Source organism: Magnetospirillum sp. UT-4 (assembly GCF_902729435.1).
Classification (GTDB): Bacteria; Pseudomonadota; Alphaproteobacteria; order Rhodospirillales; family Magnetospirillaceae; genus Magnetospirillum.
In genome coordinates this window covers 40,218-62,515 of sequence record NZ_LR746524.1, presented here as the reverse complement: position 1 = coordinate 62,515, position 22,298 = coordinate 40,218, and the positions used below count along the sequence as shown (strand labels likewise).

The 22,298-nt window shown below is 68.9% G+C and carries 21 protein-coding genes; 9 read left to right on the top strand and 12 right to left on the bottom strand.

The genetic code is table 11. The annotated features are described in order from the left end of the window. Nucleotides 1–56: 56 nt before the first annotated feature. From MTBUT4_RS18040 to MTBUT4_RS18025, 4 genes are all read left to right on the top strand, one after another. Entirely contained in the window at nucleotides 57–806 is a 750-nt protein-coding gene (locus MTBUT4_RS18040; RefSeq protein ID WP_173981098.1) for a FadR/GntR family transcriptional regulator, read from the top strand. Between the two features lie 131 nt (nucleotides 807–937). After that, on the top strand, nucleotides 938–2,380 hold the full coding sequence (gene pyk, locus MTBUT4_RS18035; RefSeq protein WP_173981097.1) for a pyruvate kinase: 1,443 nt from the start codon (nucleotides 938–940) through the stop codon (nucleotides 2,378–2,380). 49 nt (nucleotides 2,381–2,429) lie between these two features. Continuing rightward, nucleotides 2,430–2,609 carry a type II toxin-antitoxin system HicA family toxin gene (locus tag MTBUT4_RS18030; RefSeq protein ID WP_173981096.1) on the top strand — a complete coding sequence of 60 codons (180 nt, stop codon included), beginning with the start codon at nucleotides 2,430–2,432 and terminating at the stop codon, nucleotides 2,607–2,609. Continuing rightward, entirely contained in the window at nucleotides 2,609–3,001 is a 393-nt protein-coding gene (locus tag MTBUT4_RS18025; RefSeq protein ID WP_173981095.1) for a type II toxin-antitoxin system HicB family antitoxin, read from the top strand. The genes MTBUT4_RS18030 and MTBUT4_RS18025 overlap by 1 nt, the downstream gene beginning before the upstream one ends. 1 nt (nucleotide 3,002) lies before the next feature. On the opposite strand, the gene chrA is transcribed toward MTBUT4_RS18025, so the two are convergent. Then, entirely contained in the window at nucleotides 3,003–4,310 is a 1,308-nt protein-coding gene (chrA, locus tag MTBUT4_RS18020; protein ID WP_173981094.1) for a chromate efflux transporter, read from the bottom strand. Nucleotides 4,311–4,448: 138 nt separating this feature from the next. On the opposite strand from chrA, the gene pflB reads away from it, so the two are divergent. Next, nucleotides 4,449–6,728, top strand: a complete 2,280-nt coding sequence (gene pflB, locus MTBUT4_RS18015; protein WP_173981093.1) for a formate C-acetyltransferase — start codon at nucleotides 4,449–4,451, stop codon at nucleotides 6,726–6,728. Between the two features lie 2 nt (nucleotides 6,729–6,730). Then, nucleotides 6,731–7,528, top strand: coding sequence for a pyruvate formate-lyase-activating protein (gene pflA / locus MTBUT4_RS18010; RefSeq protein WP_173981092.1), 798 nt, complete (start codon nucleotides 6,731–6,733; stop codon nucleotides 7,526–7,528). A gap of 34 nt (nucleotides 7,529–7,562) precedes the next feature. On the opposite strand, the gene metC is transcribed toward pflA, so the two are convergent. The 9 genes from metC to MTBUT4_RS17965 all read right to left on the bottom strand — a co-directional run bounded on the left by metC (nucleotide 7,563) and on the right by MTBUT4_RS17965 (nucleotide 16,072). Continuing rightward, nucleotides 7,563–8,732, bottom strand: coding sequence for a cystathionine beta-lyase (gene metC, locus MTBUT4_RS18005; RefSeq protein WP_173981091.1), 1,170 nt, complete (start codon nucleotides 8,730–8,732; stop codon nucleotides 7,563–7,565). An 80-nt stretch (nucleotides 8,733–8,812) separates the two neighbouring features. Next, on the bottom strand, nucleotides 8,813–9,058 hold the full coding sequence (locus MTBUT4_RS18000; RefSeq protein ID WP_217424207.1) for an entericidin A/B family lipoprotein: 246 nt from the start codon (nucleotides 9,056–9,058) through the stop codon (nucleotides 8,813–8,815). A gap of 105 nt (nucleotides 9,059–9,163) precedes the next feature. Continuing rightward, nucleotides 9,164–10,021: a sulfurtransferase gene (locus MTBUT4_RS17995; protein WP_173981090.1), complete on the bottom strand. Its 858-nt coding sequence runs from the start codon at nucleotides 10,019–10,021 to the stop codon at nucleotides 9,164–9,166. A gap of 39 nt (nucleotides 10,022–10,060) precedes the next feature. Then, nucleotides 10,061–11,065, bottom strand: a complete 1,005-nt coding sequence (locus tag MTBUT4_RS17990; protein WP_173981089.1) for a cysteine synthase A — start codon at nucleotides 11,063–11,065, stop codon at nucleotides 10,061–10,063. A gap of 254 nt (nucleotides 11,066–11,319) precedes the next feature. Further along, nucleotides 11,320–11,931, bottom strand: a complete 612-nt coding sequence (locus tag MTBUT4_RS17985; RefSeq protein ID WP_173981088.1) for an NUDIX domain-containing protein — start codon at nucleotides 11,929–11,931, stop codon at nucleotides 11,320–11,322. 1 nt (nucleotide 11,932) lies between these two features. Then, complete coding sequence (locus MTBUT4_RS17980; protein ID WP_173981087.1) at nucleotides 11,933–12,403, bottom strand: CopD family protein; 471 nt, start codon at nucleotides 12,401–12,403, stop codon at nucleotides 11,933–11,935. Between the two features lie 11 nt (nucleotides 12,404–12,414). Beyond that, nucleotides 12,415–13,056 carry a ParA family partition ATPase gene (gene parA, locus MTBUT4_RS17975; RefSeq protein ID WP_173981086.1) on the bottom strand — a complete coding sequence of 214 codons (642 nt, stop codon included), beginning with the start codon at nucleotides 13,054–13,056 and terminating at the stop codon, nucleotides 12,415–12,417. A gap of 152 nt (nucleotides 13,057–13,208) precedes the next feature. Beyond that, entirely contained in the window at nucleotides 13,209–14,783 is a 1,575-nt protein-coding gene (locus tag MTBUT4_RS17970) for a hypothetical protein (protein ID WP_173981085.1), read from the bottom strand. Beyond that, nucleotides 14,708–16,072, bottom strand: coding sequence for a hypothetical protein (locus tag MTBUT4_RS17965; RefSeq protein ID WP_173981084.1), 1,365 nt, complete (start codon nucleotides 16,070–16,072; stop codon nucleotides 14,708–14,710). Before MTBUT4_RS17965 ends, MTBUT4_RS17970 begins: the two co-directional genes overlap by 76 nt. 36 nt (nucleotides 16,073–16,108) lie before the next feature. Here MTBUT4_RS17965 and MTBUT4_RS17960 point away from each other — a divergent pair, with 36 nt between their 5' ends. After that, entirely contained in the window at nucleotides 16,109–16,906 is a 798-nt protein-coding gene (locus MTBUT4_RS17960; protein WP_173981083.1) for an undecaprenyl-diphosphate phosphatase, read from the top strand. 105 nt (nucleotides 16,907–17,011) lie between these two features. Here the strand turns inward: MTBUT4_RS17960 and MTBUT4_RS17955 are convergent, their stop codons facing one another. After that, entirely contained in the window at nucleotides 17,012–18,694 is a 1,683-nt protein-coding gene (locus MTBUT4_RS17955; protein ID WP_173981082.1) for a cation acetate symporter, read from the bottom strand. After that, nucleotides 18,694–19,005, bottom strand: a complete 312-nt coding sequence (locus MTBUT4_RS17950) for a DUF485 domain-containing protein (protein WP_173981126.1) — start codon at nucleotides 19,003–19,005, stop codon at nucleotides 18,694–18,696. Before MTBUT4_RS17950 ends, MTBUT4_RS17955 begins: the two co-directional genes overlap by 1 nt. A 488-nt stretch (nucleotides 19,006–19,493) precedes the next feature. On the opposite strand from MTBUT4_RS17950, the gene MTBUT4_RS17945 reads away from it, so the two are divergent. Both MTBUT4_RS17945 and MTBUT4_RS17940 read left to right on the top strand, forming a co-directional pair. Beyond that, nucleotides 19,494–20,933, top strand: coding sequence for a DUF294 nucleotidyltransferase-like domain-containing protein (locus tag MTBUT4_RS17945; RefSeq protein ID WP_173981081.1), 1,440 nt, complete (start codon nucleotides 19,494–19,496; stop codon nucleotides 20,931–20,933). 88 nt (nucleotides 20,934–21,021) lie between these two features. After that, a complete protein-coding gene (locus tag MTBUT4_RS17940; protein WP_173981080.1) occupies nucleotides 21,022–22,293 on the top strand; it encodes a diguanylate cyclase in 1,272 nt (423 codons plus the stop codon). Nucleotides 22,294–22,298 lie beyond the last annotated feature (5 nt).

Below are 22,298 nucleotides of genomic sequence, written 5' to 3'. Positions count from 1 at the left end.
ATGAATGCCGCCGCTGGGTGTTGACGCGTTCGCGGTTTGTGGGGCACGCTTTTCCCATGACCAATGCCATATCACGGATTCCTGCCGGCGGTGGCGAGGCGGCCGGCGGCGGTCGCGTTTCCGACCGGGTGACCGACCGCATCCTCGCCCGCATCGCCTCGGGCGAATGGGCGCCCGGGCAGCGCCTGCCGGGCGAGCGCAAGCTGGCCGAGGACATGGGGGTATCGCGGGTGTCGGTGCGCGCGGCGCTGCAGGCGCTGAAGACGCAGGGCTTCGTCGATGCCGTCCAGGGCGGCGGCACCCGGGTGGTGTCCGACGCCGCCTGCATGGATCCCAGCCTGGTCGAACTGGTGCGGGTCAACCGCGACAACCTGGCCGACCTGGCCGAGATCCGCGGCATCCTCGAGAGGTGGGCGGTGCGGCGGGCGGCCGTCCACGCCACGCCGGAGCATCTGGCCGAGCTGGACGAGATCATGGCCGCCACCGAGGCCGACGTCACCCGCGGCAAGCACAAGACCGAGAACGACATCCGCTTCCACCTGGCCATCGCCAAGGCCTCGGGCTCGGGCATCTACATGCACGTGATGGGGATGTTCCGGAGCATCCTGGAACAGATGCTGGACTATCACCGCTACGAGCTGTTCGCCCGGCCCGAGGACGACCGCACCATCGTCGCCCATCACGGCGCCATCGTCGCCGCCATCCGGGCGCGCGACCCCGAGGCGGCGGCGGCGGCGATGAAGGCCCATCTCGGCTGGGTGGTGGACCGCTACCGCGCCGAACAGGCCCGCCAAACGGCCGGCTAACCCCCCCCCTACGAACGGCCACCTAGCCTTTCGGTCCTACCCCAAAAGACGGCAGGAAACCGTCATGGTGGCGCGGTAGGCGGCGTTCCCATCCTCTGCTATGGTGCCGCCGACAGCAGACGAGGGACAGTATGAGACGCACGCGCAACGCCAAGATCATCGCCACCCTGGGGCCGGCGACCTCGACCCCGGCGGCGATCGAGGGCCTGTTCAATTCCGGCGCCGACGTCTTCCGCCTGAACTTCAGCCATGGCAGCCATGCCGACCATCAGGCCCGCTATGATGCCATCCGGGCGTTGGAGACCACCACCCACCGGCCCATCGGCGTGCTGGCCGATCTGCAGGGACCGAAGCTGCGGGTGGGCAATTTCGCTGCCGGCCGCGTCCAGCTGGAGACCGGCGCGTCGTTCCGCCTCGACCTGTCCCCCGAACTGGGCACGGCCGAGCGCGCGCCGCTGCCGCACCCGGAAGTGTTCGCGGCGCTGACCGCCGGCACCGATCTGCTGCTGGACGACGGCAAGCTGCGCCTTCGGGTCGAGCGGCGCGGGCCGGACTTCGCCGAGACCCTGGTCATGGTCGGCGGCGAATTGTCCAACCACAAGGGCGTCAACGTTCCCGGCGTGGTGCTGCCGATCTCGCCGCTGACCGAGAAGGACAAGGCCGATTTGGATTTCGCCGTCGACATGGGGGTGGACTGGATCGCGCTGTCCTTCGTGCAACGCCCCGGCGACGTGGTCGAGGCGCGCAAGCTGATCGCCGCCAAGAAGGGCAAGGTGAAGCTGCTGTCCAAGCTGGAGAAGCCTTCGGCCATCGACCACCTCGAGGAGATCATTGAACTCTCCGACGCGGTCATGGTGGCGCGTGGCGACCTTGGCGTCGAATGCCCGCCCGAGACCGTGCCGATCCTGCAGAAGCGCATCGTCAAGGCCTGCCGCTCGGCCGGCAAGCCGGTGGTGGTGGCGACCCAGATGCTGGATTCCATGGTCCACTCGCCGTCGCCGACCCGCGCCGAGGCCTCGGACGTGGCCACCGCCATCTACGACGGCGCCGACGCGGTGATGCTGTCGGCCGAGACCGCCGCCGGCGAATATCCGGTCGAGGCGGTGACCATGATGGACCGCATCATCGAGCAGGTCGAGCACGACGACCAGTACCGCATCATCACCGAGGCGTCGCGCTCGCGCCCCGAGAACACCGTGCGCGACGCCATCTCGGCGGCCGCCCGCCAGGTCGCCCACACCCTGGAGGCGGCGGCCATCGTCACCTTCACCTCGTCGGGCTCGACCACGCTCAGGGCGGCGCGCGAGCGGCCCGAGCAGAGCGTGGTGTCGCTGACCTCGAACATCGACGTCGCCCGCCAGCTCGCCCTGGTCTGGGGCGCCCACTCGGTCGAGACCGCCGAGGTGCGCAGCGTCTCCGAGATGGTGCACAAGGCGGCCAAGACCGCCTTCCGCGAAGGCTTCGCCCAGGTCGGCGACCACGTGGTCATCACCGCCGGCGTCCCCTTCGGCTGCTCGGGCACCACCAACATCCTGCGCGTCGCCGAGATCGGCGAGAACGGTGAGGTGATCTGACGCAGGGCGCACATTGCAGCCGGGCTTTCGGGTGTGTATATTACACACCGTGAAAAGCGCCGATCTGATCCGCCTGATGGAGGCCGATGGATGGACCCTGGACAGGGTCCGCGGGTCGCATCACGTATTCAGGCATCCGACAAAGCCTGGCATCGTGGTCGTCCCCCATCCCAAGAAGGACCTCGGCACCGGGCTGGTCGCGGCAATTCGCAAACAGGCGGGCGTGTGATGCGATATCCCATACTGATCGAGGACGGCTCCGAGACGGCCGCCTTCGGGGTGGTCGTCCCCGACCTGCCGGGATGTTTCTCGGCCGGCGATACCTTGGACGAGGCGGTGGCCGCCGCGGCGGAAGCCGCCGCGGCCTGGATCGACACGGCGCTCGACGCGGGGGCAGCCATTCCTTCGCCCTCCAGCCTGGCCGAGGTGCGTGCCTTGCCCGAGTATCAGCACTGGGCGGTCGGCGTCATCGATCTCGACCCGGCCCTGTTCGACGACAGTATCGAGCGGGTGAACATCACTTTGCCGAAGCGTGTCCTGCGCCGGCTGGACGATCTGGCGGCGGCCCGGCGACAGAGCCGGGGCGCCTTCATCGCCGATCTGACCATGCACACAAGGTGAGCTAAAACATCAGCTTTGCCGCCGCGCCGATGGCGGCCGAGGCGGCCAGCACCGGCAGCATGCCCATGTGCAGACGCAGCATCGCCACCATGGCCGCCACGGCCAGGATTGCCGGCACCACCTGGATGCTCGACCAGTCGGGCAGCGGCAAATTCAGGGGGCCGTCGCCGATTCGGGCGAACACCACGTGCAGGGCGAACCACAGCGCCAGGTTCAGCACCACGCCGACCACCGCCGCGGTGATGGCGGCCAGGGCGCCGGCCAGGGCGCGGTTGCCGCGCACCGCCTCGATATGGGGGGCGCCGGCGAAGATCCACAGGAAGCTGGGCAGGAAGGTGACCCACACGGTCAGCGCCGCCGCCAGCACGCCGCCGGTCCACGACCCCAGCGGCCCGGGATCGCGGAAGCCGGCGAGGAAGCCGACGAACTGGTTGACCAGGATCAGCGGCCCCGGCGTGGTTTCGGCCAGGCCCAGGCCGTCCAGCATCTCGCCCGGGGTGACCCAGCCGTGGACCTCGACCGCCTCCTGCGCCACGTAGGCCAGCACCGAATAGGCGCCGCCGAAGGTGACCACCGCCATCTTCGAGAAGAACACCCCCAGCGCCGCGAAGGCGCCCTCGCCCCAGGCCAGGGCGGCGGCCACCGGAGCCAGCCACAGGATGCCGCAGATCAGCGCCACCAGGGCGGTGCGGCTCAGGCTCGGGCGCACACCGTGCTCGGTGACGGCGACCGGCGTCGTCGGCGCGAAGGCCGCACTGCCGGCGCGGGTGAGGCCGTAGCCCAGCATTCCGGCCCCCGCCACGATCAGCGGGAACGGCACCCCGAGGGCGAAGATGGCAACGAAGGCGGCGGCCGCCAGCGCCACCGCCGGCGGCCCCTTCAGCGCCCGCCTGCCGATGCGCAGCGTCGCCTCGACCACCACCGCCAGCACCGCCGGCTTGAGGCCCCAGAACAGGCCCTGCACCAGGGTCACATCGTTGAGGCCGGCATAGAGCGCCGCCAGCCCCATCATCACCAGGAAGCCGGGCAGCACGAACAGCACGCCGGCGACGATGCCGCCCGCCACCCGGTGCAGCAGCCAGCCGACATAGGTGGCGAGCTGCTGCGCCTCGGGCCCGGGCAGCAGCATGCAGTAGTTGAGGGCGTGCAGGAACCGCTCCTCGTCCACCCACTTCTTCTCGTCCACCAGGATGCGGTGCATGGTGGCGATCTGCCCGGCCGGGCCGCCGAAGGACAGCAGGCCGATGCGGGCGAAGGCGCGGACGACTTCGGCGAAAGTGGGGGCGGGAAGCGGGGAGTCCTCGGCCATGGGACGGGACCCTACACGGGCGGATAGGATCGGACAACCCTTGGATATGGCAAGCATTTCTTTCTTGCATCTGTCATCCGGGGAAGGCCACCCTGGCGCTATGCTCGGGCCGCGCAGACCCGCGGGAGGAGGACCCCCATGACGCCACCGGATGCCACCGACGCCGCCGTCCAGACCCATGCCCACGGCCAGGATCCCTGGCGGGGTTTCACCGCCGGACGCTGGACCGATGCCATCGACGTCCAGGATTTCATCCGCCTGAACCGTGAGCCCTACGAGGGTGACGAGGGCTTCCTGGCCGGCCCCAGCCCGCGCACCACCGCCCTGTGGGCCAAGGTCTCGGAGCTGCTGGCGGCGGAGCGCGACAACAACGGCGTGCTCGACATCTCGGCCGACATTCCGTCCTCCATCACCGCCCATGCGCCCGGCTACATCGACCGCGACCTCGAGCGCATCGTCGGCCTGCAGACCGACGCCCCGCTGAAGCGGGCGATCATGCCGTTCGGCGGCCTGCGCATGGTCGAGGCGGCGCTGGAGGCCTATGGCCGCACCATCGATCCGCGCCTGCACGAGGCCTTCACCAAGTGGCGCAAGACCCACAACGACGCGGTGTTCGACGCCTATACCCCGGAAATCCTCAAGGCCCGCTCGGCCCACATCGTCACCGGCCTGCCCGATGCCTATGGCCGCGGCCGCATCATCGGCGATTACCGCCGGGTCGCCCTCTACGGCACCGGGCGCCTGATCGAGGCCAAGCACGCCGAGCGCCACGAGCTGGACGACCAGCCCTCGGTCGAAGACGTCATCCGCCTGCGCGAGGAGCTGTCGGAACAGATCCGCGCCCTCGCCGAGCTGGCCGAGATGGCGGCCAGCTACGGCTTCGACATCACCCGGCCCGCCGCCACCGGTTTCGAGGCGGTGCAGTGGACCTATTTCGCCTTCCTGGCGGCGGTCAAGGAGCAGAACGGCGCCGCCATGTCGCTGGGCCGGGTCTCGACCTTCCTCGATATCTATTTCCAGCGCGACTTCGCCGAGGGCCGCCTGAACGAGGAGCAGGCGCAGGAGCTGATCGACGATTTCGTCATCAAGCTGCGCATCGTCCGCTTCCTGCGCACCCCCGACTACAACGCCCTGTTCTCGGGCGATCCCACCTGGGTGACCGAGAGCATCGGCGGCATGGGCGAGGACGGCCGCCCCATGGTGACGCGGACCAGCTTCCGCATGCTGCAGACCCTCTACAATCTGGGTCCGGCGCCGGAACCCAACCTCACCGTGCTGTGGTCGGCGTCGCTGCCCGAGCCGTTCAAGCGCTTCTGCGCCCGGGTCACCATCGACACCAGCTCGATCCAGTACGAGAGCGACGATCTGCTGCGCCCCAGCTGGGGCGACGACTGCGCCATCGCCTGCTGCGTCTCCGCCATGCGGGTGGGCAAGCAGATGCAGTTCTTCGGGGCGCGGGTCAATCTGGCCAAGACCATGCTCTACGCCATCAACGGCGGCCGCGACGAGGTCAGCGGCAAGCAGGTGGCGCCGCCGGCGCCGCCGATCACCGCCGAGGTGCTGGATTACGACGAGGTCATGGCCGCCTTCGACCACATGATGGACTGGCTGGCCAAGGTCTACGTCAACGCGCTCAACTGCATCCACTTCATGCACGACAAGTATTGCTACGAGCGGCTCGAGATGGCGCTGCACGACCGCGAGGTGCTGCGCACCCTGGCCTGCGGCATCGCCGGCATGTCGGTGGTGGCGGATTCGCTGTCGGCCATCAAGTACGCCAAGGTGCACGTCATCCGCGACGAGTCCGGGCTGGCGGTTGATTACCGCATCGACGGCGAGTTCCCCATGTTCGGCAACAACGACGACCGCGTCGATCAGATCGCCGTCGAAATCGTGCGCACCTTCATGAACAAGGTGCGCAAGAACCCCACCTACCGCAACGCCATGCACACCCAGTCGGTGCTGACCATCACCTCCAACGTGGTCTACGGCAAGGCCACCGGCAACACCCCCGACGGTCGCCGCGCCGGCGAGCCCTTCGCGCCGGGCGCCAATCCCATGCACGGGCGCGACCGCCACGGCTTCCTCGCCTCGGCCTTCTCGGTGGCCAAGCTGCCCTACGAGGAGGTGCAGGACGGCATCTCGCTCACCGCCTCCATGGTGCCGCAGGGGCTGGGACGGACCCGCGACGAGCAGATCGACAACCTGCTGGCCGGCATGGACGCCTATTTCCTCAGCGGCGGCTTCCACGTCAACATCAACGTGCTCGACCACGACATGCTGCTGGACGCCATGGAGCACCCCGAGAAGTACCCGCAGCTGACGGTGCGGGTGTCGGGCTATGCCGTCAACTTCATCAAGCTGACCCGCGAACAGCAGCTCGACATCATCCGCCGCACCTTCCACGGCAAGGTGTAGGGGTGGCGGAGAGCACGGACCTCCACCACCACCTCACCCTGGCCGGCGGCGCGGCCCTGCAGGCGGCGCCGCCCGATCCCGAGGGCTGGGTCCATTCATGGGAGCTGGAGGCCGGGCTGGACGGGCCGGGTTGGCGCTTCGTGCTGTTCCTGTCGGGCTGCCCGCTGCGCTGCGTCTATTGCCACAACCCCGACACCTGGGTGCCCAAGGAGGGCCAGCACACCTCGGCGGCCAGGGTGGCGGTGGAGATCGCCAAGTACGCGCCGGTGCTGCGCCGCGCCCATGGCGGGGTCACCCTGACCGGCGGCGAGCCGCTGATCCAGCAGCGCTTCGCCGCCGCCATCCTGTCCACCGCCAAGGCCATGACCCTGTCCACCGCCATCGAGACCTCGGGGGCGTCCGGCCATGTGGAGGCCGAGCTTCTCGACAACCTCGATCTGGCGATGGTCGACATCAAGAGCGCGGTGCCCGCCACCTACCGCCGCATCACCGGCCACGACCCCGACCACGCCTTGGCCTTCCTGCGGTCGCTGACCGAACGCGGCATCCGCCTGTGGCTGCGCTTCGTGCTGGTCCCCGACCTCACCGATTCGGCCGTCGAGCTGGATGCCATCGCGGCGCTGGCGGCGTCGCTACCCACCCTGGAGCGGGTCGAGGTGCTGGCCTTCCACCAGATGGGGGCGCACAAGTGGCACGACATGGGGGTGGATTATCCCCTCGACGAGACGCCGCCGGCCGATCTCGACGACGTCGCCAATGCCGTCGATTACCTGCGCGCCCGCAAGGTGCCGGCGCTGTGAGATTTCGCTGATCGGAACCGATCAGTTGCGGGCGTCAGGCCGCCGCGTTCAGCCGGGCGAAGCCGGCCTCGAGGTCGGCCAGCAGGTCGTCGGCATCCTCCAGCCCGGCATGGAAGCGCAGGCTTGGACCCTCGGGCCGCCAGGCGGTGGCTGTGCGGATGATGGAATGGCCGGTGGTGGGGATGACCAGGCTTTCGAAGCCGCCCCACGAGAAGCCCAGGTTGAAGTGCTCATAATGGTCGAGCATGGCATCCAATGCCGCCTTCGCCGCCGGCTTCAGGATCACTCCGAACAGGCCGCAGGCGCCGTCGAAATCGCGCTTCCACAGCGCATGGCCGGGATCCGAGGGCAGCGGCGGGTAGAGCACGCGCGCCACCTCGGGCCGCCCCTCCAGCCAGGTGCATAAGCGCAGCGCGGTCTCGGCATGGCGGGCCAGGCGCACGCCCAGGGTGCGCAGGCCGCGCAGGCCGAGATACAGCTCGTCGGCGCCCGGCGAATGGCCGAACGCCGCCACCGAGGTCTTCACCCGCAGCCAGGTGTCCTCATCGCCCAGGGTGATGGCCCCCAGCATGGCGTCGGCATGGCCGACCACGTATTTGGTGCAGGCCTGGATGGAGACGTCGATGCCGTGGCGGAACGGCTGGAAGGTGCGCACCCCCCAGGTGTTGTCCATCATCACCACCGCGCCAACCGCATGGGCGGCCGCCGCGATGGCCGGAACGTCCTGGACCTCGAAGGTCAGCGAGCCCGGCGATTCGGTGAACACCACCCGGGTCTCGGGGCGCATCAGCCCGGCGATGCCGGCGCCGATCAGCGGGTCGTAATAGGTGGTCTCGATCCCTAGGCCGGCCAGTACCGAATCGCAGAACTTGCGGGTGGGGAAATAGGTGGAATCGACCATCAGCAGATGGTCGCCGGCCTTCAGGAAGGCGAGCAGGGCACCGGTGATGGCGGCCAGGCCGGACGAGGTGGCGACGGTCTTGTGACCGCCCTCGACGGCGGCCATGGCTTCCTCGAAGGCGAAGGTGGTGGGGGTGCCGAAGCGGCCGTAGCGGACCCCGCCGAAAGGCGTCTTGCCGCTGGCTTCCATGGCCGCCACCGAGGGGTGGAGGATGGTCGAGGCGTGGTAGACCGGCGGATTGACCGCGCCGAACTGTTGCTCGGGGTGACGGCCGGCATGGACCAGCTTGGTGTCGTTCTTCATGGCTCCCAGGGAGTCGGGCGGATGGACGCCGATGGTGGCACCAACGCCGCCCCGATTCCAAGGGCTAATGGGGCCGAGGTCTAATACTGGCCGGCCTGGTAGGTGCCGTCCGGGTTCTGCGAATCGCTGTCCAGCTTTTCCTGGGTGCTCTCGGAGGTCTGGTCGAGGCCGCGTCCGGCCGCCTCGATGTCCTCGCCGACGCCCGAGACGGTGTTGCAGCCGGGCAGGGCCAGAATTGCCGCCGCCAGCATCAGCACCGCCAGCGGCGCGGCGAACGGGACGGCCTGCCGGTGGGCGACGGCCTTGGCGCGCTTGCGTGCGATCATGGGGGACACCTTTCGTGTCGGGCTTGCCTGCTCCTGACGTAGGGAGCGCGCCCCTCCACATCAATGGCGGAGGGGCGCGCTCTCAAGGGGCAGGCCGGGGGGCAATCAGCCCTTCTCGAACGGTGCGTCGTCGCGGTTGCCCCATTCGGCCCACGAGCCGTCATAGACCGACACGTCGGTATGGCCGATCAGATGCAGGCCCAACGCCACCACGCAGGCGGTGACGCCCGAGCCGCAGGTGGTGATGACCGGCTTCGAGGGCTCGATGCCGGCGGCGTCGAAGCGGGCCTTGAGCTCCTCGGCCGACCGCATGGTGCGGTTGCGCTCGTCGATCAGATCGGCGAAGGGCAGGTTGATGGAGCCGGGAATGCGGCCACCGTTCTTGACCGGCCACAGTTCCGGATCGGTGCCGGTGAAGCGGCCGGGGGCGCGGGCGTCGACCACCAGCTCGCGGCCCGAGCCGAGATTGGCCTTCACCTGGTCGAAGTCGCGCAGCAGGGTGTGGTTGACGTGGGGGATGAAATGGCGGTCGCGCGGGATCGGCGGCAGGTCTTCGACCGCCCGCTGCTCGCGCAGCCATTTGGGGAAGCCGCCGTCGAGGACCGCCACGTCGCGGTGGCCGAACAGCCGGAACATCCACCACACCCGGGCGGCGGCGCTGGCGAAGCCGGTGCCGTCGTAGATGACGACGCGGTTGCCGTTGCCCAGGCCGAGCTTGCGCACCTTGCTGGCGAACTTCTCGGGCGCCGGCACCATGTGGGGCAGGTCGGTCTTGTCGTCGGCGATCTCGTCGATGTCGAAGAAAACCGCGCCGGGGATGTGCTCGGCGTCGTATTCCTCGCGCGCGTCGCGGTTCTGGATCGGCAGGTAGTAGCTGGCATCGACCACGCGCACGTCGGGCGCGGACAGATGGTCGGCCAGCCACTCGGTGCTGACGATCGCCTCCGGATTGGCATAGCTCATTGAGCGGTCACCCCTTGTCGATTTTTCGTTGTGCCGCCCCTACGCCAGCCAGTCCGGGACCGGAAGCTCGCGCTCCCTGAGGAAGGCCGGGTTGAACAGCTTGCTCTGGTAGCGGGTACCATAATCGCACAGCACTGTCACCACCACATGTCCCGGCCCCAGCCGCCGCGCCACCTGGATGGCGGCGGCGACGTTGATGCCCGACGAGCCGCCGAGCACCAGCCCTTCCTCGCGCACCAGGCCGAAGATGACCCGCAGGGCCTCGTCGTCGGTGACCCGGACCTGGTCGTCGATGGGCGCGCCCTCCAGGTTGCGGGTGATGCGGCCCTGGCCGATGCCCTCGGTGATGGAGCCGCCCTCGGCCTTCAGTTCGCCCTTGGCATAGTGGTTGTAAAGGGCCGAGCCCATGGGATCGGCCAGCACCACCCGCACCGCCGGGTTGCGCTCCTTCAGCGCCATGCCCACGCCGGCCAGGGTGCCGCCGGTCCCCACCGCGCAGGTGAAGGCATCGACCTTGCCGCCGGTCTGGACCCAGATCTCCTGCCCGGTGGTGCGGCGGTGGCCCTCGCGGTTGGCTGTGTTGTCGAACTGGTTGGCCCACAGCACGCCGTTGCTCTCGGTGGCCGCCAGCTCGCCCGCCAGGGTCTCGGAATAGCGGACGTAGTTGCCGGGATTGGAATAGGGGGCGGCCGGGACCAGGCGCAGATCGGCGCCGATGAGGCGCAGCATGTCCTTCTTTTCCTGGCTCTGGGTCTCGGGCATGACGATCACCGAGCGGTAACCGCGGGCATTGCCGACCAGGGTGAGGCCAATGCCGGTATTGCCCGCCGTGCCCTCGACGATCAGCCCGCCGGGCCGGATCAGCCCCTTCGCCTCGGCATCCTCGATGATGGCCAGCGCCGCCCGATCCTTGATCGACCCGCCGGGATTGAGGAACTCCGCCTTGCCCAGGATGGTGCACCCCGTCGCCTCGGAGGCGCGCCTGAGCTTGATCAGCGGGGTGTTGCCGATGGTGGCGGTGAAGCCGTCGCGGATATCGGTCATGGTGTTCTTCTCGGACAATTCACATTCTCGGATAGCCTAATGTGGATTGTCGCCGTGCGCAAGGATGCGAGGGATGTAAAATACGGCGCGAAAAAAGCCCTCCCCCCTGGTGGGGGAGGGTTGGGTGGGGGGGGAACCGCGTCGGCGTTGGAGTGTGCGACTCCACCCCACCCCCAACCCCTCCCCATCAAGGGGAGGGGGGCAAAATAGGATGGCCCTCCCCATCAAGGGGAGGGGAGTGCGGGGGGGGGGGATCAGCAGCCCCAGCGGGCCTTCAGGGAGTCGCGTTCCAGCATCAGCCATTGGATGGCGATGACCGCCATGCTGTTGTTGATGCGGCCGTCTTTGGTCATGGCGTAGGCCTCCTCGACCGGGACGGTGAAGACGCGGATATCCTCGCCCTCGTGCTCCAGGCCGTGCAGGCCGGCGATCTTGCTGCAATCGACGCGGGCGCAGTAGAGCCGCACGGTTTCCGACGAGCCGCCGGCGGTGACCAGGTAGCCGCCGACCTCGACCATGTCGGCGGCCTCGGTGCCGGCTTCCTCGACGGTCTCGCGGCGGGCCACCTGTTCGGGGGTCTCGCCCTCGTCGATGATGCCGGCGACGCACTCGATCAGCCACGGATACCAGCCGGCCGCCAGGGCGCCGGTGCGGAACTGCTCGATCAGCGCCACTTCCTCGCGGTCGGGGTCGTAGAGCAGGACCACCACGGCGTGGCCGCGCTCAAAGATCTCGCGCACGATCTCGCCGGTCCAGCCGCCGGCGAAGGTGCGGTGGCGCACCCGGTAGCGGTCGATCTGGAAATAGCCCTTGAAGACGGTGTCCTTGGCCAGGATCTGGACGTCGTCGTCGGAAAAGCCGGTCATCTCAGTAGGCCCACAAGGTGCCGGTGGCGCCCACCGCGGTGGTGAACAGGCCCAGCACCAGGTTGACGGTGACGATCATGCGCACGCGGCCCTGGGATTCGGCGGCGCCGGGCAGGTCGCCCTCGGCCAGGCGGCGGCGGAAGGTGGCGTAGGGGCCGAAGTAGAGGTAGGTGAAATTGCCGATCATCACCAGCCCCACCGCCTGCATAATGTCGATGTGCAGGGCGCCGCCGGCGATGCCGCCGCGATAGCCCAGCAGCAGCACGCCGTAGCCGGTGACCAGCAGGGCGGCGATGGATGCCCACACCCAGCGGAAGAAGCGGGGGAAGACCCGGCTCCACAGCGCCAGGCGGTCGGCCGGCGCCATCTCCAACACCGAGGGGCGCAGGATCATGTGGGCGAAGAACATGCCGCCGACCCAGACCACCGAGGCCAGGGTGTGGATGGCAAGCGCAAGGACGAAGGCGATCATGGTTTCTCCGTCTAAAGCCCCATGCGGCCGGCGATCTCGTCGGCCAGGGCCTTGATTTCCTTGGTGGCGGTATGGCGCGGATTGGTCTCGATCACACCCTTGCCCTCCATCAGGCTGGCGGCGAAGGCGACGCGGTTGCCCAGCACGGTGGCCGCCACCGGCATCTCGGCCTCGATGATCTTGCGGCGCACCGCGTCCACCAGCTTGCCCTTGGGCGGGGTGCGGTTGAACACCATCACCGCCGCGCTCTTCTCTTTCTTCGCCATGTCCAGCGTCGGCTGGGTCGCCCACAGATCCAGCGGCGTCGGCTGCATCGGCACCAGGATCAGGTCGGCGGCGCGCACGGCGATGCGCACGTCGGTCTCGGCATGGGGCGGACTGTCGATCAGGATCAGATCGACGCCCCGGCGCAGGCGGTCCAGCTCGGTCGCCAGCCGCCAGCCCGACGCCTGGATGAAGGTGATGCCGCCGCCGGCTTCGTCAACCAGCATCTTGCGGATGTCGTACCAGGCGGCCAGCGAGCCCTGCGGGTCGATGTCGACCAGGCCGACCTTGCGGCCCTGGTGGGCGAAGGTGACGGCAAGCTGCGCCGCGATGGTGGTCTTGCCCGCGCCGCCCTTCTGCTGGGCGATGGTTATGGCCTTGGCCGGCATGTGCTTCCCCTGATCCCTATGACCCCGTCCGAAAGGCTATCGGGTTCCCATCTTTTTGCAATAGCGAGATACTTTTGGGGCACTTCCGCCTACGGCGGAAGCGCTGTGCCCTGGCCCGTGCCGGGCCCGCTCAGGCGCCGCGCGGGCTTGGTTCAGGGCTTACAGGAGACGCCCTTGGTGAACACGCTCTCCTCGCCCGCCTCGCAACGCTGGTCGAAGGTGAAGCCGGGCATGGCCTTGTGCATGCGGTCCAGCAGGTTCCATGGCTGGCTGCCGCGGAAGACCACGCAGGGATAAGCGGCCATCACCTCGTCGAGGCGCTGGGGTACGGCCCAGCGCACCAGGCCTTCCTTCCACCAGGTGTGGTCGTTGACGAACCACGAATATTCGTCGGCCGGCATCCACTCCGCCAGGCGGGGCGAGTAGCGCGCCTGCGCGTTCATGTCGCCGCGCTGCAGGGCGTAGGTGGGCGACGAGGCGGAATCATAGAAAATCTTGGCGCAGCCCTTGAACCGGTTCATGTCCAGGCTGCGGGCGCCCCGGGTCCAGTCCGCCAGCTCGGCGGTCTGGCGCCAGGCGGCCGGCAGCGTCAGCAGGACCAGCACCGCCGCCACCGCGCTCCACGCCCGCCCATGTCCCCGGGCCGGCGCCAGCGTCCGGGTCAGCCCCCACAGCGCCGCCAGCATGGGTCCGGTCAGCATCAGGGCGGGAACCAGGTAATGGGCGGCCGGCTGCTTGGCGACCATGACGAAGGTGGAGACCGCCGCCAGCGCCAGCCCGGCCAGCACCCGCGCCAGCGGATCGGCTTCCATCAGGCCGCGCCGGCGCAGGCGGACGTAAAGGACCAGCACCGCCGCCGCCGCCAGCAGGGTGGCGGACAGGATCAGCTTGGAACTGAACATCTTGAGGACGGCGCGGGGATAGCGGCCAGGATCGACGATGCCCTCGCCGCCGCCGCCATAGGCGCCGGAATGGGTGAGGATGCGCCCCCACAGATCGAGGAACAGGTCGATGTTGGGCAGCGCCGGCGCGGTGAACACCAGGACAGATGCGGCGATGGCGGCGGGATAGACCACCAACAGCCGGCGCCCGTCGAGCAGGAACAGCGGCACCAGCCCGAGGGCGGCGAACTGCACCTTGCAGGCGATGCCGAAGCCCAGCGCCACCCCCATCAGCACCGCATGGCGATCGCTGGTCCGCCCCGCCCGGGCCGCCGAGAAGGCCGCCGCCGCCAGCAGCGCCGCCGCCGCGATCAGCAGCGGCTCGGGCTTGGCGTGCAGGCCGAATTTGGGGATGATCATGGACAGGAACGGCGACGACTGCGCCAGCAGCGCCGGCCACAGACTGCCGGTGGCGCGGTGGACGGCCCGGCCGAGCACGTACAGCGCCACCGCGACGAAGGGGTAGAGGGCCAGGGTGGCGGCGACCAGATAGGGCTCGGGGTCGCGCAGCACGGCCTCCACCGCCTCGGCCGCCGACATCCCCAGGGTGGCCAGGCGCAGCACCAGGGCGATGATCACCTGCACCGGCGTGCCGGGATGGCTGAGATCGGTGGGCGCCAATCCTTCGAGCAGGCGCAGGCCGTTGAGCAGGTAGTAATAGTCGGGGTCTAGGTTGAAGACCTGCCACAGCGGCAGGCTCACCCACAGCATCAGCGCGAGCAGCAGGACGAAGGCCAGGGGCAGGATCCACAAGGCGGCGGCGGCCTGGCGGGTGATGCGGTCCACGCGGCGAAACTCCGGTCGTTCGCCTGGGGTGTAGCCGATGCCGCGGCAGGCGGCAAGCGGGCAGTACCGGCGGCGGGATGGCGGGTGATGCGCCACAGGGTGCCGCTGCCGCCATCGGCCACCCACAAGGAATCGCCGGCGGCCGGGAAGGCCAGCGCCTGCGGGCTGGCCAGGTTGGCGGCGAAGGGCACGACGGTGCCGCCACCGATGTCCGCGAAGGCCACCGTGCCAGTGCCGCCTTGGCCGGTTCCGGCCGGCCCGCTCAGCGCCGCGAACACGTCGTCGCCGCCGCCGAAGTCGGGTGCCGCGCCGGTCGCCAGCGCCGCCACCGCGCCCGCCGGCCGGGCCAGGGGCGGCGGCGGCGGATTGGGCAGGTCGGCCAGTTCCGGATCGGTCAGGGCCAGTTGCCGGGCGGTATCGGGCCAGCCGTACCACACCCCGGCGACGGCGCGGTGCAGTCCGGCGCCGCCCTCGGCCTCGCGGTCGGCCACCAGCAGCCGCCCATCGGCGGCGAAGGCCAGTGCCGTCGGGGCGCGCCAGCCCCAGGAATGCAAGGCGATCCGGCCGCCGGCCGGGGCGATCCGCAGCACCGCGCCGGTGCAGGGCAGCCGGCCAATGATGCCCGGACGGTCCTGGCAGGGGATGCCCGGGTCCGAGGCCGGCGCCGCCACGGCGACGTGGAGCCAGCCGTCGGGGCCGGCCGCCAGCGGCCCCACCAGACCGCCGCCCGGCAGCTCCACCGGCAGCGGGGAGACGGTGCCGTCCATCGCCACCGCCAGGATGCGGCCGCCCAGCGGGCCGCCCGACTCGGCGACGTAGATGCGCCCGTCCAGGGTGGCGCCGCCGCTCCACGGCCCGTTGCCGCCGCCCTGTGCCAGCGACGTCAGGCTGCCGTCGGCCTCGACCCGGGTCAGCCGCGCCGGCTCGCCCTCCACCACCAATGGACGGCCGGCGGCGTCGAACAGGATGGCGCGCGGATCAACAAGGCCCGCCGCCATGGGGCGGGCGTCGTAGCCCGTGGGCAGGACGAGGTCGCCGCGGGCCGGGATGGCGGCGCCGGGCAGCGGCGGCGGCTCCATGTCGCGGGCGGTCTGCAGCGGCCGCTGGGTGCAGGCGGCAAGCAGGGCGGCGATCATGACCAGGGCGGGGGTTGGGCGCATGGCGGGCAGGTGGGCGGCGCGGATGATGGGGCAAGCCCGCCCGGCTGCGCCCGCCGGCCGGGGCGGTGCCGTGCGCCGGACGGGCAGGCCGGGATGGCGATTGCACCGCGGCCGGGGGTCGTCCATCATCCCGCCCGCCGGTTCAACCCACCCTGCAAGGACCCCATGGATCTCTTCCTGCAAGCGCTGCTGCTCGGCCTGGTCGAGGGCCTGACCGAGTTCCTGCCGGTGTCCTCCACCGGCCACCTGATCCTGCTGGGCGATCTGCTGGGCTTCCAGGGGCCGCCGGGCAAGACCTTCGAGATCGTCATCCAGATGGGCGCCATCCTGGCGGTGTGCGTGGTCTATTGGCGACGCCTGACCGGGGCGGTGCTGGCGGCCGGCACCGATCCGCGCGCCCGGGCGTTCCTGCGCAACATCCTGGTCGGCTTCCTGCCGGCCATGGTGATCGGGGCGGTGGCCTACAAATGGATCCGGGCGCTGCTGGATTCGCCGGTGGTGGTGGCGATGGCGCTGGTGGCCGGCGGCATCGTCATCCTGGCCATCGAGCGGCTGGTGAGGAAGCCGGCGGTGTTCGCGGTGGAGGATTTCCCGCTGTCGCTGTCGCTGCGCATCGGCCTGTTCCAGTGCCTGGCCATGGTTCCCGGGGTGTCGCGCTCGGGTGCCACCATCATGGGCTCGCTGCTGATGGGAGTGGAACGCCGGGCGGCGGCGGAATATTCGTTCTTCCTGGCCATTCCCACCATGGCCGGGGCGACGGCGTTCTCGCTCTACAAGAACTGGGCGCAGCTGTCCTTCGACAACGGCGCCGTCATCGCCGCCGGCTTCGCCGCCGCCTTCCTGGCCGCCCTGGTGGTGGTCAAGGCGGCCATCGCCTTCATCGGCCGCCACGGCTTCGCCCCCTTCGCCTGGTACCGCATCGCCTTCGGCACACTCATGCTGGCGCTGCTGCTGGGGCGGTAGGCAAGGGACCAAAGAAAAAGGGGCCGTCCTTGCGGACGACGGAGCACCAAAGAAAAGGGGCCGTCCTTGCGGACGACCCCGGCAGTTTTTTGGTTCCGCCGATTCTTAGTGGGCGGCGGCACCCTCGGCACCCAGGCCGGTCTCGGACCGGATCGCCTGAGCGTCGTAGGAGGCGCGTTCGGCCTGAGCCCGCGCGCTGTTGTCCATCTTCGAGAACAGCCAGCAGCCGATGAAGGCGGCGGGCATGGTGAAGAGGGTGGGGTACACGTAGGGGAAGATCGGCTCGGCGAAGCCGAAGCTCTGCACCCACACCACCTTGGACAGGATCACCGCGCCCACCGAGCCGATCAGCCCGATATAGCCGCCGATCACCGCGCCCTTGGTGGTCAGGGACTTGGAGAACATGGACATCACCAGCACCGGGAAGGTGGCCGAGGCGGCGATCGAGAAGGTCAACGCCACGATGAACGCGACGTTCTGCTTCTCGAAGGCGATGCCCAGCAGCACGGCGATGACGCCGAGGCCCAGGCTGGCGAACTTGGAGACCATGACCTCGGTCTTCTCGGACGCGCGGCCGTGCATGAACACGTTGGCGTAGAGGTCGTGCGAGATCGCCGACGCCCCGGCCAGGGTCAGGCCCGACACCACCGCCAGGATGGTGGCGAAGGCAACCGCCGAGATGAAGCCGAGGAACAGGTCGCCGCCGATGGCGTGGGACAGCCACACCGCGGCCATGTTGTTGCCGCCCTTGAGGTTCAGGCCACCCTTCGCCACATCGATGTATTCGGGATTGGTGGCGACCATGGTGATGGCGCCGAAGCCGATGATGAAGGTCAGGATGTAGAAGTAGCCGATGAAGCCGGTGGCGTAGAACACCGACTTGCGGGCTTCCTTGGCGTTCGGCACGGTGAAGAAGCGCATCAGGATGTGCGGCAGGCCGGCGGTGCCGAACATCAGGGTGAGACCCAGCGAGATGGCGTCGATGGGATTGGTGACCAGCGACCCCGGGGCCATGATGGCGCCGTGCTTGGGATGAACCTCGATCGCCTTGGCGAACATGGCCTCGAACGAGAAGCCGAAATTGCTCAGCACGCCGAAGGCGATGAAGGTGGCGCCGCCCAGCAGCAGGCAGGCCTTGATGATCTGCACCCAGGTGGTGGCGGTCATGCCGCCGAAGGTGACGTAGATCATCATCAGCGCGCCGACCGCGATCACCGCCATGATGTAGTCGAGACCGAACAGCAGCTTGATCAGCTGGCCGGCACCGACCATCTGGCCGATCAGGTAGAAGATCACCACGATGAGGGCGCCGATGGCGGCGAAGATGCGCACCGGCTCGCGGGCGAGGCGGTAGGCCGCCACGTCGGCGAAGGTGAACTTGCCCAGGTTGCGCAGGCGCTCGGCGATCAGGAACAGGATGATCGGCCAGCCGACCAGCCAGCCCACCGAGAAGATCAGGCCGTCATAGCCCGAGCTGTAGACCAGAGCCGAAATGCCCAGGAACGAGGCCGCCGACATGTAGTCGCCGGCGATCGCCAGGCCGTTCTGGAACCCGGTGATGCCGCCGCCGGCGGCATAGAAGTCGGCGGCGGTCTTGTTCTTGCGGGCGGCCCAGTAGGTGATGGCCAGCGTGATGCCGACGAACAGCACGAACATGATGATGGCGTGCCAGTTGGTCGCCTGCTTCTCCGCCCCGCCGAGATCGGCGCCGGCGGCGAAAGCGGCGGTCGCGGCCAGCATCCCGCCAGTGGCGAGGATTGCCGCGAATGCGGTGGTCTTGATGGTCATCAGTGGGCTTCCTCGATGATCTGGCGGTTGAGCTCGTCGAACTCGCCGTTGGCGCGGCGGACGTAGATGCCGGTCAGCACGATGGCCGACAGGATGACGCCGACGCCGATGGGGAAGCCGATGGTGGTCACGCCGCCGGACAGGGACTGCCCCAGGAACGACTTGCCGTAGGCGATCAGCAGGATGAAGCCGAAATAGATCGCCAACATGACCGCCGAGAGGGTCCACGCGAAGACGGTGCGCTTGCGCACCAGCTCGTGAAACTTCGGGTTGTTCCAGATATGCGCGCTCGCATCCTTGTTGCTGGGAATTTGTGTCACTTTACCCTCCACTTTCCCGGTCGCCTTGCCCCTGTGGCGGGCGACTCGTCCTTATGGGTGCCGGCATTCAGCCGGTTCTTGGCCTGCGCGCAATTGCACGGGGTACCTATGCGCAGACGGCATGCCCGTGCAGCTTGCTCGAAGCTTTCGCTGTCATTAACATCCGCCTACCATGACGTCAACTCCATAGCTGCCGCATATGTACTTTAATGATTAAAGATATATGTTTATAGTCTCTGGTGTGAACTGTTGACGGCTGTAGTAATGTAAAACAAAGTTTCAGTAAGATTTGAAGTAGCCTTCAGTTTTCCTTAAATATTGCGCCGCACAATGGGTTCTTTGTTGACACAAGATCCAGTATCCGCCCGAACGTGTGTTCGAACTCGACTTTCGGGTGGGTCCGGAAGGGTGGTTCTCTGTCTCATCCAAAGGTATCGCCTTCCCGCCCACATGGGCCGGGGCATTTCGGTGGCTCCCGCATGACCGACCTCGCGGCGCTTTCCCGCATCGACAGCTTTCCCTATCGTCATCGCCTGCGCGAGGTGATGAGCACGCCGGTGCTCACCGCCGCCGAGGACGTGCCGCTCCGCGACGTCATCCACCGCATGCATGAGACACGGGTGTCGTCCATCGTCGGCGTCGATGCCGCCGGGCGCGCGGCCGGCATCTTCACCGAACGCGATCTGCTGCGAATCCTGTCGACCGGCGGCTGCCCGGGGATCGAGGCGACTTTGGGCCAGGTGATGACCCGTCCGGTCGCCTCGGTGCGCGAGGATGCCTTCGTCTACGTGGCGCTGGGCAAGATGACCCGCATGGGCTACCGCCACCTGGTGGTGGTTGACGCGGACAATCGCCCCATCGGCATGGTCACCGGCCGCGCCCTGCTGAAGGTGCGGGCGAGCCAGGCGCTGGGCATCGGCGATTCGGTCGAGCAGGCGCAGGGCCCCGAGGACATGCGCGCCGTCATGGCGGCGCTGCCCGGCCTGGCCCGTGGCCTGCTGGGCGAGGGGGTGAGCGCCACCGGCATCGCCGCGGTGATCGCCCTGGTGGTGCGCGATCTCACCACGCGCGCCGCCCAGTTGTCCGAGGCGGCCATGGCCGAAGACGGGTGGGGCGGCGCCCCGGCGCCCTGTGCCCTGCTGGTGCTGGGATCGGGCGGGCGCGGCGAGAGCCTGTTGGTGTTCGACCAGGACAACGCCATCGTCCACGCCGGCACGCCGGCCGAGGACGTCTGGTTCGCCGAGCTGGGCAAGCGCGTCAACCAGATGCTCAACGAGGCCGGCATCCCCTTCTGCGACGGCGGGGTGATGGCGCGCGAGGCCAAGTGGCGCAAGAGCCTGGACGAGTGGAAGCACGAAGTCGGCCAGTGGGTGTACGCGGTCGAGAACCAGACCGTGATGTACTGCGACATCTTCTTCGACTTCCAGCCGGTCTGGGGCGATCGCGCCCTGGCCGAGGAACTGCGCGCCTGGGCGGTGCAGCGGGCGTCGGAATCGGCGTTCTTCATGCAGTACCTGGCCCAGCACGTCGCCCATATGGACCCGTCGCTGAACTTCTTCGGCGGCTTCTCGACCCGGCAGGGACGACTCAACGCCAAGAAGGCCGGCCTGCTGCCGCTGGTGTCGGCGGCGCGCTTCCGCGCCATCCGCGCCCATATCGAGGCCACCGGCACCAGCGAGCGCTTCACCGCCCTGGCCGCCAAGGGCCTGCTGCACGACGACGACCTGCGCGACTTCCTGGCGGTCGAGGAAACGGTGCTGTGGACCCTGCTCGACCAGCAGCTGGCCGACATCGATGCCGGGCTGGCGCCCTCGGCCCGCATCGACCCGCGCCGGCTGCCGCGCCAGCAGCGCGAACGGCTGCGCTGGGCGCTGAAGCGGCTGCAGACGCTGCGCCAGATTTGCGGCCTGGGGACCTGAACACCCCGTCTGCCGCCAAGCCGATGATGGTGCTGCCTTCGCCACGCCGAATGGTGTAGGCTGGACCATCTTTGGGGAGGTCGCGGCCATGGGGCAGCCGACGCGCGTGCTGGTGGTCGAGGATTCCCGGGCGTTCGGCCGCATGGCGGCGCACGCGGTCGAGTCCCGCCTGGGCCTGGAAGTGACCATCGCCGGCAGCCTGGCCGAGGCCGATGCCGCCCTGGCGCGGCACGCCGATGAGCGCGTCACCGTGGTGACCGGCCTGTCCCTGCCCGATTGCGCCGGAACCGGGGTGGTCGAGCATTTCGTCGGCCGGGGGCTGCCGGTGGTGGTGGTGACCGGCCTGTTCGATCCCGAACTGCGCCAGCGCATCCTGGGCATGCCGGTGGTCGATTACGTGCCGAAGGACGGACCGGCCTGCATCGAGGCGGTGGTCGATCTGGTCCGCCGGCTCGAACGCAACCGGTCGCTGACCGCCCTGGTGGTCGATGATTCCCGCGCCACGCGGCAACAGGTGGCGGGTTTGCTGGCACTGCATCACTACCGGGTGGTCGAGGCCGCCGACGGCGCCGAGGGTCTGGCGCTGGCGCTGGGGAACCGGGACATCAGCCTGGTGGTGACCGATTTCGACATGCCGAACATGGACGGCATCGAGATGGTGCGCCGGCTGCGCCGGGAGCGCCCGCGCTCCGAAGTGACGGTAATCGGCATTTCGGGCAGCAACAGCACCAGCAACAGCGGCCTGCTCTCGGCCCGGTTCCTGAAGACCGGGGCCGATGACTTCCTGGTCAAGCCGTTCGAGCGCGAGGAGTTCCACTGCCGCATCGAGCTCAACGTGGCGGCGCTGGAGACCATCGGACGGCTGCGCGACCTGGCCACCCGGGACGAGTTGACCGGCCTTTACAACCGCCGCCATTTCTTCGCCGCCGCAGCCCCCATGCTGGCCTGCAGGGGACCTCTGACCGCAGCCATGATCGACATCGATCATTTCAAGCGCATCAACGACACCTGGGGTCACCACACCGGCGATGTGGCGCTGAAGGCGGTGGCGGCGGTCCTGGCCGGCCACGTCCGTCCCGGCGACCTGCTGGCCCGCATGGGCGGCGAGGAATTCTGCATGCTGGTGCCGCACATGGCGGACGACGAGGCAGCGACGTTCTTCGACGGTCTGCGCGCCGCGGTGGCGGACCTGGAGGTGGTGGCGGGAGAGCAGGCGGTACCGCTCAGCGTCAGCATCGGCGTCAATCCGGGTGCGCGGGATTCCCTCGACATGCTCCTGCAGGGGGCCGACCGGGCGTTGTACGCGGCCAAGGCCGGCGGGAGGAACCGGGTGGTGCTGGCCGCCGGAGCGGCGGGGTAGGCGGG

Excerpts from the sequence above, each read along its gene's own strand:
- MTBUT4_RS17985 (WP_173981088.1), bottom strand. The coding sequence starts at position 11,931 with ATGACCGGCTTTTCCGACGACGACGTCCAGATCCTGGCCAAGGACACC.
- MTBUT4_RS17995 (WP_173981090.1), bottom strand. The coding sequence starts at position 10,021 with ATGAGCTATGCCAATCCGGAGGCGATCGTCAGCACCGAGTGGCTGGCC.
- metC (WP_173981091.1), bottom strand. The coding sequence starts at position 8,732 with ATGAAGAACGACACCAAGCTGGTCCATGCCGGCCGTCACCCCGAGCAA.
- pyk (WP_173981097.1), top strand. The coding sequence starts at position 938 with ATGAGACGCACGCGCAACGCCAAGATCATCGCCACCCTGGGGCCGGCG.
- MTBUT4_RS17980 (WP_173981087.1), bottom strand. The coding sequence starts at position 12,403 with ATGATCGCCTTCGTCCTTGCGCTTGCCATCCACACCCTGGCCTCGGTG.
- MTBUT4_RS18000 (WP_217424207.1), bottom strand. The coding sequence starts at position 9,058 with ATGATCGCACGCAAGCGCGCCAAGGCCGTCGCCCACCGGCAGGCCGTC.
- MTBUT4_RS17955 (WP_173981082.1), bottom strand. The coding sequence starts at position 18,694 with ATGACCATCAAGACCACCGCATTCGCGGCAATCCTCGCCACTGGCGGG.
- MTBUT4_RS17940 (WP_173981080.1), top strand. The coding sequence starts at position 21,022 with ATGGGGCAGCCGACGCGCGTGCTGGTGGTCGAGGATTCCCGGGCGTTC.
- parA (WP_173981086.1), bottom strand. The coding sequence starts at position 13,056 with ATGCCGGCCAAGGCCATAACCATCGCCCAGCAGAAGGGCGGCGCGGGC.
- chrA (WP_173981094.1), bottom strand. The coding sequence starts at position 4,310 with ATGGCCGAGGACTCCCCGCTTCCCGCCCCCACTTTCGCCGAAGTCGTC.
- MTBUT4_RS17990 (WP_173981089.1), bottom strand. The coding sequence starts at position 11,065 with ATGACCGATATCCGCGACGGCTTCACCGCCACCATCGGCAACACCCCG.
- MTBUT4_RS17945 (WP_173981081.1), top strand. The coding sequence starts at position 19,494 with ATGACCGACCTCGCGGCGCTTTCCCGCATCGACAGCTTTCCCTATCGT.
- MTBUT4_RS18025 (WP_173981095.1), top strand. The coding sequence starts at position 2,609 with ATGCGATATCCCATACTGATCGAGGACGGCTCCGAGACGGCCGCCTTC.
- MTBUT4_RS17960 (WP_173981083.1), top strand. The coding sequence starts at position 16,109 with ATGGATCTCTTCCTGCAAGCGCTGCTGCTCGGCCTGGTCGAGGGCCTG.
- pflB (WP_173981093.1), top strand. The coding sequence starts at position 4,449 with ATGACGCCACCGGATGCCACCGACGCCGCCGTCCAGACCCATGCCCAC.
- MTBUT4_RS17965 (WP_173981084.1), bottom strand. The coding sequence starts at position 16,072 with ATGATGGACGACCCCCGGCCGCGGTGCAATCGCCATCCCGGCCTGCCC.
- MTBUT4_RS18040 (WP_173981098.1), top strand. The coding sequence starts at position 57 with ATGACCAATGCCATATCACGGATTCCTGCCGGCGGTGGCGAGGCGGCC.